Raw genomic sequence first — 12,909 nt, 5'->3', positions numbered from 1 at the left:
GTCCTCCTTCAAGGCAGCGGATGCGTGCGCAGGAAGTCGGCGGCGACTGCCTCGGCGGACTTGCCGTCGAGATCCACGGCCTTGTTCATGTCCTGCATCACGTCGTTGTTGAGGGCGGCGGAAAGCGCATTGAGCTGCGCGGCCAGCTTCGGATTGTGTTCGAGCGCTTCCTTGCGCACCACGGGCGTGGCGTTGTACGGCGGGAAGAAGTGCTTGTCGTCTTCGAGCGGCACAATGCCGAAGCCCTTCACGCGGCCGTCCGTCGTGTAGACGAGGCCGATCTTGAGCTGGTTGTTGTGCAGCGCCGTGTAGACGAGGCCGGGGTCCATCTGCTTCATCTGCGAGCGACGAAAGCTCATGCCGTAGGTGGCGAGCAGTGGCTTCAGGCCGTCCGGGCGATTGGCGAACTCGGCGTCCATGCCGAACACGTAGCGTTTCGCGTCGGGGTCGGTCTTCAGCCTCTCGGCCAGTTGCGAGATCGTGGTGATGCCCGTTTCCTGCGCGAACTTGCTTGGCAGACCTAACGCATAGGTGTCGTTGAGCGGAGACGCGTCGAGCCAGACGAGGCCGCGCGGCGCGTCGAGCGCCTTCACGCGTTCGTACATGGCCTCGGGCGAGAGCTTCTCCGTGAGCTTGTCATAGACCAGCGCCGCGGTGCCCGTGTAATCCCACACGAGGTCGAACTGGCCGTTTTCGAGCGCGCTGCGCATGAGCGTGCTGCCAAGCCCCGAGCGCACTTCCACCGTGTAGCCGCGCGAGCGCAGGTATTGCGCCGTGACTTCGGCAAGCACGTATTGCTCGGTGAAGTTCTTCGCGCCGAGCACGAGCTTTTGCTGCGCCAGCGCGGTGGCGGGCGCAGCGGCGGCCACGAGCGCGGTGCCGAGCACGCACGCCTGCACGAAGCGGCGCAGCCGTTTGAATGGCGATGTGAGCATCATGCGAGTCCCCCGTTGCGCGCGAGCCAATGGCGGCTGCCAGTGGCGACCACGCCGTCGAGCACCAGCGCAAGCGCGGCCGTAAACGCGGCGCCGAGCAGCAGCAAGGGCTGATCGTTCAGATAGATGCCGGGGAAAATGAGGGAGCCGAGACTGTCCGCGCCAATCAGATAAGCGAGCGGCGCCGTGCCCACGTTGATGGCGAGCGCGGTGCGCACGCCGCCCACGATAATGGGCAAGGCATTGGGCAACTCCACGCGCGTGAGCGACTGCCACCCCGTCATGCCGATGCCGCGCGCCGCTTCGCGCAGCGCCGCGGGCACGTTTTTCACGCCTTCATAGGTGTTGCGCGTGATCGGCAGAAGCGAGGCGAGAAAGAGCGCGACGATGGCGGGAATGTCCCCGATGCCGAACACGCCAAGCGCAATGGCGAGCACCGCGAGCGAGGGAATCGTGTTGCCGATGTTGAAAATCTGCATGAAGCGTTCGGCCTGGCGCGTGAAGCGCGGCCGGCTGAGCAGCACGCCCGCAGGCACGCCGACCACGATGGCGAGCACCATCGAATAGCCGACGAGCAGCAGGTGCCGCCCGGTGTAGTACGCGAGATCGCCTGCGTGGTTGTGCCACGTGTCGGCGCCGATGGCGCGTGAGAGCGCCCACGCAAGCACGGCAAGGGCGATAAGGCTGCCCGCGAGCAGGGCAGAGCGTCGAGTCATGAAGATGCGCCTCCTGGTTTCGGTGCCGCGGGCGCAGGGCCGCGCAGCGGGGACGCCTGTGCGCATGCACAGGGCGCCGCGAAGGGAGTTCGTGATCCCGGCGTGGCCGCGATTTGAACTGACGGAAACACTGGGCCGCCAGCGCACGATCAGTGCGTGGCAGCAGTCGCATGAACGCGCGTGGGCGTTCTTCGGGTTGTCATGTTCAGCCCAACGGTACCGAGCAAATCGATACGCGCTGAAGCAGTGCACCGTCTCACGACGGCATGGATGCGCAAGGGCCAGAGCCGCTACGCGGGGGCCGGAGGCCCGCTTGAATGGCGATTGCGATGCGGTGGCCATGCATACGGGCCTTGCATCTCAATGCGCACGAGAACGTCTTCGTTGTGATCGAAACGAGATCAGTATAGATCATTCGATTAGGTGCGTCTACCTTGGGGAACGATCGCGCTTTGACGTATGACGGGTCGAATGCAATGGAGTATGTCATTTCGGGAAATTAATCAGGTATGCAGATGAAAATAAGGCGGTAGCATTTCCCGTTTCTGGAAAACGATAAAAAGTGCCATACAGGTACGCGTTTTTCTCATGTGGCCGCTGTAGCAATTCACGTTCCCGGTGTTGCGCGATCGCTTGAGGAAAATTATTCCGCTTCTTGACCTGTCTTAAGTTTCGTTTAAGAAAGGCCATTTACTTTCAGGCGTTCCGCGCATCGGCTTTCGCGTGCTGGACGAACCGCGTGTCGATGTCATCTTCGCTGTCACCTCGAAAGGCGCCGTATTTGCGCGTGCCTTTCCTGCTCTGCAATCCGGCATTCCATTCATGGCTTTTCGTGCAATCGCGGCGTCTCCCGGCTTCGCGGGAAAAATTATCGTTGTGTCCGCAATCGGTTTGACGAGCGCCGTGGTGCTCGTCAAACGGCCTCTCACCGAAACGCCCGATGATCCGCTCTCCGCAGCGGTGAGCGCGGCCCCGGCCACGCCGTCGGCCTCGCAGCCCGTCGCGGCCAGCGCCGCTGCGGCGAGCGAACCCGAACCGGTGTTTCGCGTGGAGTCCGCCGTGGTTCAGCACAGTTTTTCGGAGGCGGCGCAACGGCTGGGCGTCGATGCGGCGACGACCGCGCGGCTCGCGCGCGCGTTCTCGGGACGGCTCGATTTTCGTCGCGATCTGCAACGAGGCAGCGAAATCCGCTTCGTGTTCCGCAAGGACGCAGATGATGCGAGCGAAGCGAACGGCGCGAGTGCTGCAAATGGTGCAAGCGCTGCAAGTGGTGCAAGCGTTCCGGTCGTCGCCGGTGACGCGCCCGCGTCCGACGACACGCCCGTCGCGATCCGCATTTCCACCGGCAACGCCTCGCACGATCTCTTCCTCTACCGCAATCTGGCGGGCAAGGCCTTCTACTATTCGGCGGACGGCCACGCGGCCATGCCGTCGTTCCTGCGCTACCCGGTGAAGTTCACGCGCATTTCCTCGCACTTCTCCATGCGCCGCCTCGATCCGGTCACGCACCGCATCCAGCCGCACGAAGGCGTCGATCTCGCCGCGCCGGCGGGCACGCCGGTTCACGCCACCGCGCGCGGCACTGTGAGTTTCGTGGGCTGGCAAACGGGCTACGGCAAGGTCGTGAAGCTCGATAACTTCGGTCCTTACTCGACGACCTTCGCGCACCTCTCGCGCTTCGCGAAGCACCTGAGGCCCGGCCAGTCGGTGCAGAAAGGCGAGGTGATCGGCTATGTGGGCGCGACGGGCTGGGCGACCGGTCCGCACCTGCACTACGAGGTGCACGTGGACCAGGTCGCGCAGGATCCGCTTACCGTGGACCTGCCGCATCGCGACCCGCTCCAGGGCGAGGACAAGCAGCGTTTCGCGCAGCAGGTCGAGCGCATGGACGCGCTGCTGTAGGCTCGCCGCAGCCGCATGCTGCGCTGCGTGCAAAGTTTGCCGATTTTCGATAACGCGTCGATTAATGACCCAATAGCATGGTTCCACTCACCCGAGGCGGCCAGGGACGGCGGCCCGGGCTATCCAGAGGGGAAAAACCATGCAAAGCGAGTCGAACGCAAGTCCCGCCGCAGTGGGGAAGGCAGGCGGCAAGGCAGGCGAGCCCGCGCTCAAGCAAACGCTCGGCACGTGGCAGTTGTGGGGCATCGCGGTCGGCCTCGTGATTTCAGGCGAATATTTCGGCTGGAGCTACGGCTGGGCCACGGCCGGCACGCTCGGCTTCGTCGTCACCGCGCTGTTCGTCGCGGCGATGTACACCACGTTCATTTTCAGCTTCACCGAACTCACCACCTCCATCCCGCACGCTGGTGGCCCGTTCGCCTACGCGCGCCGGGCATTCGGCCCGCTGGGCGGCTATCTCGCGGGCGCGGCCACGCTGGTTGAGTTCGTGTTCGCGCCGCCCGCCATCGCGCTGGCGATCGGCGCTTATCTGCACGTGCAGTTCCCCGGCCTCGAACCGAAGCACGCGGCCATGGGCGCGTATCTCGTGTTCATGGCGCTCAATATCGTGGGCGTGCAGATTGCCGCGACCTTCGAACTGATCGTCACGCTATTCGCCATTTTCGAATTGCTCGTGTTCATGGGTGTGGTGTCGCCGGGCTTTGCCTGGTCCAATTTCCTCAAGGGCGGCTGGTCGGGCAACGATCACTTCTCGCTCGGCTCGTTTCACGGCATGTTCGCGGCGATCCCGTTCGCCATCTGGTTCTTCCTCGCGATCGAAGGCGTGGCCATGGCCGCCGAAGAAGCGAAGAACCCGCGCCGCTCGATCCCCATCGCCTACGTGGCCGGCATTCTCACGCTCGTGGCGCTCGCCGTGGGCGTGATGGTGTTCGCGGGCGGCGCGGGCGACTGGACCAAGCTCTCCAATATCAACGACCCGCTGCCGCAAGCCATGAAGTTCATCGTGGGCGAGCATAGCGGCTGGATGCATATGCTCGTGTGGCTCGGCCTCTTCGGTCTCGTGGCGTCGTTTCACGGCATCATCCTCGGCTACTCGCGGCAAATTTTCGCGCTTGCCCGGGAAGGCTACCTGCCCGCGTGGCTCGCGAAGATCCACCCGCGTTTCAAGACGCCTTATCGCGCGATTCTCGCGGGCGGCGTGGTGGGCATCGCTGCGATCTACAGCGACGAGCTGATCCAGTTCGGCGGCCAGACGCTCACGGCCAACATCGTCACGATGTCGGTGTTCGGCGCGATCGTGATGTACATTGTGAGCATGGCGGCGCTCTTCAAGCTGCGCCGCGCGCAGCCGGCGATGGACCGGCCGTTCCGCGCGCCGCTGTACCCGTATTTCCCGGCGTTCGCGCTCGTGGCCGCGCTCGTTTGCCTTGGCACGATGGTGTATTTCAACGCGCTCGTGGCGGGAGTGTTCGTCGTGTTTCTCGCGCTGGGGTACGGTTATTTCCTCGCCACGCGCACACAGCGCGACGCCATGCCGGGCGAGGCGCTGCTCGAGGAGTGAGCCGCAAGATTTGCAGGAGTCCATCGCATGAACCATACGGAGACGATCGGCGCGCGCACCTACCGTTTCGCCGACCTCAAGACGCTGCTCGCGAAAGCGAGTCCGCTGCGCTCGGGCGACCAGCTAGCGGGCGTGGCGGCGGCGAGCGAGGAGGAGCGCGTGGCCGCCAAAATGGCGCTGGCGGCGGTGCCGCTCAAGGCGTTTCTTTCCGAGGCGCTCGTGCCCTACGAAGACGACGAGGTCACGCGTCTGATCGTCGACGATCACGACCAGGGCGCCTTCGCCGCGGTCTCGCACCTCACGGTGGGCGACTTCCGCGACTGGCTGCTCTCGGGCGAGGCGAGCACCGAAGCGCTCGAACGCCTCGCGCCCGGTCTCACGCCGGAGATGGTCGCGGCGGTGTCCAAGCTCATGCGCAATCAGGACCTCATCGCCGTGGCGAAGAAGCGTCCCGTGGTCACGCGCTTTCGCAATACCGTGGGGCTGCCGGGGCGCATGTCGGTGCGCCTTCAGCCCAACCATCCCACCGACGACGTGAAGGGCATTGCCGCCTCGATGCTCGACGGCCTCATGTACGGCTGCGGCGACGCGATGATCGGCATCAACCCCGCCACGGACAGCCTCGCGGCCATCGTGAAGCTGCTCGCCATGATCGACGGCTTTCGCGAGCGCTACCGCGTGCCCACGCAAGCGTGCGTGCTCACCCACGTGACCAACACGATCGCGGCGATCGAAAAGGGCGCGCCCGTCGATCTCGTGTTCCAGTCGATTGCCGGCACCGAGAAGGCCAACGCGAGCTTCGGCATATCGCTCGCGCTCTTGCAGGAAGCGCGCGAGGCGGCGCTTTCGCTCAAGCGCGGCACGGTCGGCAATAACCTCATGTACTTCGAGACGGGGCAGGGCAGCGCGCTGTCGGCCAATGCGCACTACGGCGTGGACCAGCAAACCTGCGAGGTGCGCGCCTACGCCGTCGCGCGCAAGTTCGAACCGTTTCTCGTCAACACGGTGGTGGGCTTTATCGGCCCCGAATATTTGTACGACGGAAAGCAGATTATCCGCGCGGGCCTCGAAGACCACTTTTGCGGCAAGCTGCTCGGCGTGCCGATGGGTTGCGACATCTGCTACACGAATCACGCGGAAGCCGACCAGGACGACATGGACACCCTGCTCACGCTGCTGGGCGCGGCGGGCATCAACTTCATCATGGGCATACCGGGCGCCGACGACGTGATGCTCAACTACCAGAGCACCTCGTTTCACGACGCGCTCTACGTGCGCGATCTGCTCGGCCTGCGCCGCGCGCCCGAGTTCGAGGAGTGGCTGGAGACGATGGAGATCATCGACGCGAAAGGCGCGCTCCTGCCCGGCTCCGCGCGCGTGCCGCTGCTCGCGGGCGCACACGAGTGGATGGGGATCGACGCATGAGCGACCCCGTCGAAAAGAACCCCTGGGGCGGGCTCAAGGCGTTCACGAACGCGCGCATCGCGCTCGGGCGCGCGGGCAACGGGCTGCCTACCGCGCCGCTGCTGGCGTTCAATCTTTCGCATGCACAGGCGCGCGACGCTGTGCATCAGCCGCTCGACGCCGATGCGTTGCGCCGCACGCTCGAAACCGAGGGCTTTGCCACGCTCGGTGCGGAAAGCGCCGCGCCCGACCGGCAGCATTACTTGCGCAGGCCGGATCTCGGGCGGCGCTTGTCGGAGGCGAGCCGGGTCGCTCTGGCTGAGGTCGCTGGCTCCGGCGCGGCTGCGCCAGGCGGCGAAGCGCCCGAGGTGGTGTTCGTGATTGGCGACGGGCTCTCGGCGTTTGCCGCCGCGAAGCAAGCCGTGCCGTTGCTGCTCGCCGTGCGCGAGCGTTTGGCGGGCTGGCGCATCGGGCCCGTGGTCGTCGCGCGCCAGGCGCGCGTGGCCCTTGGCGACGAGATCGGCGAGTTGCTTGGCGCAACGCTCGTTGCGATGTTGATTGGCGAGCGGCCAGGACTCAGTTCGCCTGACAGCCTGGGCGTTTATCTCACGTACGCGCCGAAGGTAGGGTGCCACGACGCGCAACGCAACTGCATTTCGAACGTGCGGCCCGAAGGGCTGCCGTATGAGGCTGCCGCGCACAAGCTGCATTACCTCCTCACCCATGCGCGGCGGCTTGGCCTGACGGGCGTTGGACTGAAGGACGATAGTGACGCCGCGTTGCCTGGCGGCGTCGAGGCTGTGCGCATCACATCCGAATGAGTCTCATCGCGGACCGTGTCGTGTCCCGTGTTGTGTGCCTCGCTGCGTTCGCTCTGTGCATTTAGCGGGATGCACCGTGCCGGTGCGCGCCGCTCGTTACGCAGCGTTTGCGCCACTGGTGAGCACCCGCGTGACAGAACGCTGCGCCGCGATGGAGCAGCCGCGCGCACGATCTGGCCATTCGGCCAGGTATTCGCGTTGGCGCGACTCTTGCATGATGGAGTGACTGGATTGATGCAGGCGCGTGCAAGGAGTCACCCATGAACGAAACGGTTGAGCGTACCGAAGCCACGGCCGAGGACACGCAGCGCAACGCGCAGGGCGCGGCGTTTCCGGCCGGGCGCCCCGTGGTGAGCGTCGCGCACGACGCCGACGAACAGGCGCGCAACCTCGTGGGCTGGCGTCAGACTTACGACCAGTTGGCGGCGGGCCGCTTCGTCGGCAGCCTGACCGAATTGCCGCTCGACACGATGAAGGTATTTCGCGAAACCACGAGCCACACGCTGCGTCAGGCGTGCGAGGTGCGGGGCGACGCATACTGGTTCGGCATTCCGGTTGCGCGCGAAGGCCATGCGCGCATCGACGCGCAGCCCATCGGGGCGGACGCCTTCGCGCTGCGGCCCGGCAACATCGAGTTCGAACTGCTCACTCCGGCGCAATTCTCCATCTACGGTGTGGTCGTGCGCGGCGACGTGCTGCGCCACCATGCGGCTACGGTCGAGCACACGTCGCTCGACGAACGCCTGCCGCGCACGCCGATCGTGCAGGCCGGCGCGGCACGCGTCGAGCGGTTGTGCGCACTGCTCGCGAAGCATCTGGACAGCGGAGATGGCTCCGCGCAAGCGGGCGTGCCCAATGTGCCGCTATCCGGTTTCGAGCGCGATGAAGTTCAGGCCGAGGTGCTCGCCGCGTTGTTCGACGTGTGCGCGGGCGACGGCGGCGACGTTGCCGAGCCCGCTTCGCGGCGGCGCTGGATCGTCGGGCAGGCGCGCGACTACGTGCTCGCGCATCGTGCGCGGCCCGTTGGCGTGCCCGAGCTTTGCGAGCAACTGCACGTGAGCCGCCGCACGTTGCAATACTGCTTTCAGGACGTGCTCGGCATGGCGCCCGCAACCTATTTGCGTGCGCTGCGCCTGAACGGCGCGCGGCGCGACCTGTGCGGGCGGGCGGCCGGTTCGGTGCAGGACGTGGCCGCCGCATGGGGCTTCTGGCATTTGAGCCAGTTTTCCGCCGACTATCGGCGCATGTTCGGCATGCGCCCTTCGGAAGCGCTGCGCACGAATTAATCGAGTTGCTTGTGATAGAACGTCGTGCCGCAAAACGCGCCATCGGGCATCAGCGCGTAATTGGGCACGGCGCCCACGCGCTGCCAACCGGCGCGCACGTAGAGGCGCTCGGCCGCGCCGCCCGTCACCGTGTCGAGCACGAGCACGGACTTGCCATTGGCGCGCGCCGCGCCGTCAATGGCTTGCATCAAGCGCAGACCCACGCCGCGACCACGCGCGGCGCGGTGCACCAGCACCTTCGCGACATCGGCGCGATGCGGCTGGTTCTCGGGCTGCGCTGTCACGAGTTGCGCGGTGCCCACCACGCGCCGCTGCGCGTCCTCGGCCACGAGCAGCACGCGCTCCCCGCGCGCCACGCCTTGCGCGACCTCGCGCCAGAACGCGAGCGCCGTGTCGAGCGAGAGGGGCAGCATGAAGCTCACCGAGGCGCCGCCTTCCACGCAATCGATCAGCACGTCGGCCAAGGCCTGTGTGCCAGCCTGTGCTTCGTCGCCGGTCAGCCGGCGCACCCTGATATCGTCGGTCATCTGGAATCGGTCATTTAGTTAGTGATCCTGCACAGTGAGACGAGATAACGCGCGGGCTCGCTCGTGGGATTGCGATAGACAATAGGGCAATCAAGACGCATGGCGAGACAGTCGCCGGTTTCGAGCCGCCATAGCCGCTCGCCCACGCGCATCTCCATGACGCCTTCGATGACCCAAACCTGCTGATGAATTTCCGCGTCGCGCAGGCTCGTGTCGTACGCCACCCGCTGGCCCGGCGGAAAGCGCACCTCCACGAGCTGGATGGGCGACCACGCGGGCGGCGAGAGATTGCGCCGCACATAGCCCGATTCCGGGTCGGTCCAGACGGTCTGATCGCGCTCGGCGACGTGAGGCGAGGGCGCCTGCTGCGCCTCGTTGCCGGGCGCCTCGAACAACGAGGCCAGCGAAACGCCCAGCGCCGTGGCCAGTTTGTCGAGCACGACAGCCGTGGGGCTGCTTTCGCCGCGCTCGATAAGCGAGATGTTCGAGCGGCTCACCGCGCTGCGCTCGGCGAGGGCCTCCAGCGACCAGCCTTTCGTGTCGCGCAGTTCGCGCAAGCGGCGGGCGATGTTTGTGTGGATATCCATATTATCCAGTTTAGTGGATCTGATTATCCAGTAAACTAGATTTCGACAAAATCTTTGTCAAGTTTTATGCGCACAAAGTTTTGTCGGTTCCACGCGACGTTTCATGCGTAGTGCATTTTTGACCGATCGTGCTATCCGTGTTGCAAACGTTTGCACAACCATGTCCTACAAGTAACTTGATTTAAATCATGTGATTGCCCTGCACCGGCTGTTAGCGTCTGCCTATCTCATAAAGACAAGCAGTGCGGTTCGGGGCGCAACATGCAACACCACACGCTAGACCTGGAAATCGGTCAGCTTCTTTCGGGACCGCCGCTCGCGTGCGGACCCGACGTGCCAATTCGCGAAGCGGCACGCATGATGGCCGAGCGGCGCTACAGCGCCATAGTGATTACTGAAATGGGCCGGCCGATCGGCATCTGGACCGAGCACGACGCGCTCGCGCTGGGCGACGACGCCGCCGCGCTCGCGCGGCCCATCCGTCTCGCGATGAGCCATCCCGTGCGTGCGCTGCCGGCCAGCACGCGTCTGCGCGACGCCGCGCTGCGCTTCAAGCGCGAGGGCATCCGTCATTGCCTCGTCGTGGATGCGGCGGGCCGCTCGCTCGGCATCGTCACGCAAACCGACCTCGTGATGAACCAGGGGCTCGAGTGCTTCCTGCGGCTCAAGACGGTCGGTTCCGTGAACGCGGCGATGCCGCTCGTGGTCGATGCACGCACGCCGATGCACGACGCCATGCAACGCATGCGCGCGCGCCGGTTGAGCGCGCTCGTCGTGAGCTATCCGGAAGGCGACTACGGCATCGTGACCGAGCGCGACGTGGTGCGCTTCGCCGCCGCGGGCGCGCTCGACGGCGCGGTGGGCGCACGCGCGAGCCGGCCGCTGCGCTCGCTCGCGCATTCGCAAAGCCTCTATGCCGCGCGTCAGTATCTCGTCGAGCACCGCATGCGCCATGTGGGCGTGATCGGCGAAGACGGGCGTCTTGCGGGCCTGCTCGACCTCTCGCATATCCTGCACGACATCGAAGACGAATTCGTGCGCGAGTTGCAGGTCGCGCTGCGCGAGCGCGACGACGCGCTGCTTGCCTCGCGCGCGAATCTGCGTCTTGCCGATCAGGTGGTGGAGTCGACGCTCGACGGCGTGATGATCACCGACCTCGACGGCACCATCGAGCGCGTGAATCCCGCCTTCACGCGTTTGACCGGCTATACGCAGCAAGAGGCGGTCGGGCGCAACGCGCGCCTGCTCAGTTCGGGCCGCCAGGGCCCCGGCTTCTATGGCGCGCTGTGGCGCAGCCTCCAGCAAAACGGCCACTGGAAGGGCGAAATCTGGAATCGCCGCAAGGACGGCACGCTTTACCTGGAATTCCTGACGATTTCCAGCATCTGCGACCCGGGCGGGCGCTGCACGCACTATGCGGCGATCTTCGCCGACATCACGCAGCGCCGCGAGACCGAGGAGCGCCTGAGCTATCTCGCGACCCACGACGCCTTGACGGGTCTGCCCAACCGCACGCTCTTCACCGAACGGCTCTCGCTCTCGCTCGCGCGTGCGCGCCGCTCGGGCAAGCGCGTGGCGGTGATGTTCCTCGACCTCGACCGCTTCAAGCTCATCAACGACACGATGGGCCACGGCGTGGGTGACGAAGCGCTCACCGTGATCGCCACGCGCTTGCGCGAGGCGGTGCGCGAAACCGATACGGTCGCGCGTCTGGGCGGCGACGAGTTCACGCTGCTCATCGAGGATATCGAGGACATTCGCCACGTCGGCCAGATCGCGCAAGGGTTGCTCGTGCGCGTGGGCGCGGCGATGCATATCGGCGAGCAGTTGCTGTTCGTTACGCCAAGCATCGGCATCAGCATGTATCCGGACGACGCGCGCGACCCGCGCCAGTTGCTCATGCAGGCCGACCGCGCGATGTACGAAGCCAAGGACGCGGGCAAGAACAATTTCCGCTTCTTCGCCGCGCCGATGACGTCATCGGCGATGGAGCGCATCGTGCTCGAAAGCGAGTTGCATCATGCGCTGGAAGCGGACGAGCTCGTGCTGCATTACCAGCCCGAGTTCGACGTGTCGAGCGGGGCGCTCGTCAATATCGAGGCGCTGGTGCGCTGGCAGCATCCGCGCCGCGGCCTCGTGCCGCCCGACCAGTTCATTCCGATTGCCGAGGAATCCTCACTGATCGTGCCGATGGGCGCGTGGGTGCTGCGCGAGGCCTGCCGCCAGGCGCGCGAGTGGCTGGACGAGGGTTTCGACTTCGGCCGCATGAGCGTGAATCTTTCCGCGCGGCAGTGCCTGCACGACGGCTTCCTGCATCAACTCACGACCATCCTCAGCGAAACGGGCCTGCCGGCCACGCGTTTGCAACTCGAACTCGTGGAGAGCATGGCGATGATGACCGGTCGCGGCGGCATCGAAGCGCTGCTGCACGAACTGGCGACGCGCGGCATCAGCCTCGCGATCGACGACTTCGGCACCGGCTATTCGTCGTTCAAGTATTTGCAGTCCCTGCCGGTCGACACGCTCAAGGTGGACCGCTCGTTCCTCGCGGAGATGGCCGCGCCGCAGGCGGGCATGCCGCAGCCGAGCGTCGAGCGAAGCGCGGCGCGCGACCGCTCGATCGTGCGCGCGATCGTGGCGATGGCGCGCTCGCTCGGCGTGACCGTCGTGGCCGAGGGTGTCGAGACGCCACGGCAACTGGCGTTCCTGCGCGAGATCGGCTGCGACCGCGCGCAAGGCTTCCTGCTCGCGCGTCCCGCGCCGGCCGAGTTGATGCCGCGTGCGTTCGATCTGTGCGAGGCCGGCTGAAGGCCGTCCTGACTTTTCCCCTTTAGCCGAAGTATCTGGAGAATCCCGTGACGACCAACGACGAGATGCTGCTGCATTCGATGACCGCGCTAGTGAGCGCCCATGGCAAGGCCATCTCGCGCTTCGGCGCGAGCGTGGTCGTGATGACGAAGTTCGTCGAAGCGGTGCTGCCGCAACTGTCCACGCCGCAGATCGAGCGCACGATCCAGGCGTTTCGCGCGCAACTGGGCGAGGCGATGGCCGTGGCCGACGATGTGCGGCTGCCCGGCGAGTACCGCACCACGCTGATCGAACAGGCGAACGTGCTGCTGGCGAGGCTTGGCGGCGAGCCCGCCGGATCACACTGAGGCGCCGAGGCGCGA

General features: G+C 65.7%; 11 protein-coding genes. 7 read left to right on the top strand and 4 right to left on the bottom strand.

The genetic code is table 11. The features are described from left to right. Positions 1 to 8: 8 nt before the first annotated feature. The gene (locus C7401_RS06285) at positions 9 to 935 is read right to left on the bottom strand and encodes a glycine betaine ABC transporter substrate-binding protein (RefSeq protein WP_112170711.1); all 927 of its coding nucleotides are present in this window, start codon (positions 933 to 935) and stop codon (positions 9 to 11) included. Then, positions 935 to 1,651: an ABC transporter permease gene (locus C7401_RS06280; protein ID WP_112170491.1), complete on the bottom strand. Its 717-nt coding sequence runs from the start codon at positions 1,649 to 1,651 to the stop codon at positions 935 to 937. Before C7401_RS06280 ends, C7401_RS06285 begins: the two co-directional genes overlap by 1 nt. An 822-nt stretch (positions 1,652 to 2,473) precedes the next feature. Here C7401_RS06280 and C7401_RS06275 point away from each other — a divergent pair. The 5 genes from C7401_RS06275 to C7401_RS06255 all read left to right on the top strand — a co-directional run bounded on the left by C7401_RS06275 (position 2,474) and on the right by C7401_RS06255 (position 8,625). Beyond that, the gene (locus C7401_RS06275) at positions 2,474 to 3,553 is read left to right on the top strand and encodes a M23 family metallopeptidase (protein WP_112170710.1); all 1,080 of its coding nucleotides are present in this window, start codon (positions 2,474 to 2,476) and stop codon (positions 3,551 to 3,553) included. Between the two features lie 139 nt (positions 3,554 to 3,692). Further along, entirely contained in the window at positions 3,693 to 5,114 is a 1,422-nt protein-coding gene (eat, locus tag C7401_RS06270; protein ID WP_112170490.1) for an ethanolamine permease, read from the top strand. Positions 5,115 to 5,141: 27 nt separating this feature from the next. Next, the gene (locus C7401_RS06265; protein WP_112170489.1) at positions 5,142 to 6,539 is read left to right on the top strand and encodes an ethanolamine ammonia-lyase subunit EutB; all 1,398 of its coding nucleotides are present in this window, start codon (positions 5,142 to 5,144) and stop codon (positions 6,537 to 6,539) included. After that, a complete protein-coding gene (gene eutC, locus C7401_RS06260) occupies positions 6,536 to 7,339 on the top strand; it encodes an ethanolamine ammonia-lyase subunit EutC (protein WP_112170488.1) in 804 nt (267 codons plus the stop codon). Before C7401_RS06265 ends, eutC begins: the two co-directional genes overlap by 4 nt. A gap of 260 nt (positions 7,340 to 7,599) precedes the next feature. After that, positions 7,600 to 8,625, top strand: coding sequence for a helix-turn-helix domain-containing protein (locus C7401_RS06255; protein ID WP_112170487.1), 1,026 nt, complete (start codon positions 7,600 to 7,602; stop codon positions 8,623 to 8,625). Here the strand turns inward: C7401_RS06255 and C7401_RS06250 are convergent. Together C7401_RS06250 and C7401_RS06245 are read right to left on the bottom strand one after the other, a co-directional pair. Next, a complete protein-coding gene (locus C7401_RS06250) occupies positions 8,622 to 9,152 on the bottom strand; it encodes a GNAT family N-acetyltransferase (protein WP_112170486.1) in 531 nt (176 codons plus the stop codon). The two genes, C7401_RS06255 and C7401_RS06250, sit on opposite strands and share 4 nt — an antisense overlap. A 14-nt stretch (positions 9,153 to 9,166) precedes the next feature. Continuing rightward, positions 9,167 to 9,739, bottom strand: a complete 573-nt coding sequence (locus C7401_RS06245; RefSeq protein WP_112170485.1) for a helix-turn-helix domain-containing protein — start codon at positions 9,737 to 9,739, stop codon at positions 9,167 to 9,169. Between the two features lie 261 nt (positions 9,740 to 10,000). On the opposite strand from C7401_RS06245, the gene C7401_RS06240 reads away from it, so the two are divergent. Then, on the top strand, positions 10,001 to 12,547 hold the full coding sequence (locus C7401_RS06240) for an EAL domain-containing protein (protein ID WP_112170484.1): 2,547 nt from the start codon (positions 10,001 to 10,003) through the stop codon (positions 12,545 to 12,547). A gap of 47 nt (positions 12,548 to 12,594) precedes the next feature. Then, positions 12,595 to 12,894 (top strand): hypothetical protein, encoded by a 300-nt coding sequence (locus tag C7401_RS06235; protein ID WP_112170483.1) that lies wholly within the window; start codon positions 12,595 to 12,597, stop codon positions 12,892 to 12,894. Positions 12,895 to 12,909 lie beyond the last annotated feature (15 nt).

It is taken from the genome of Paraburkholderia unamae (assembly GCF_003268775.1).
GTDB lineage: Bacteria > Pseudomonadota > Gammaproteobacteria > Burkholderiales > Burkholderiaceae > Paraburkholderia > Paraburkholderia unamae.
The sequence above is the reverse complement of the archived record's forward strand: the minus strand, read 5'-3'. Positions and strand labels throughout refer to the sequence as shown.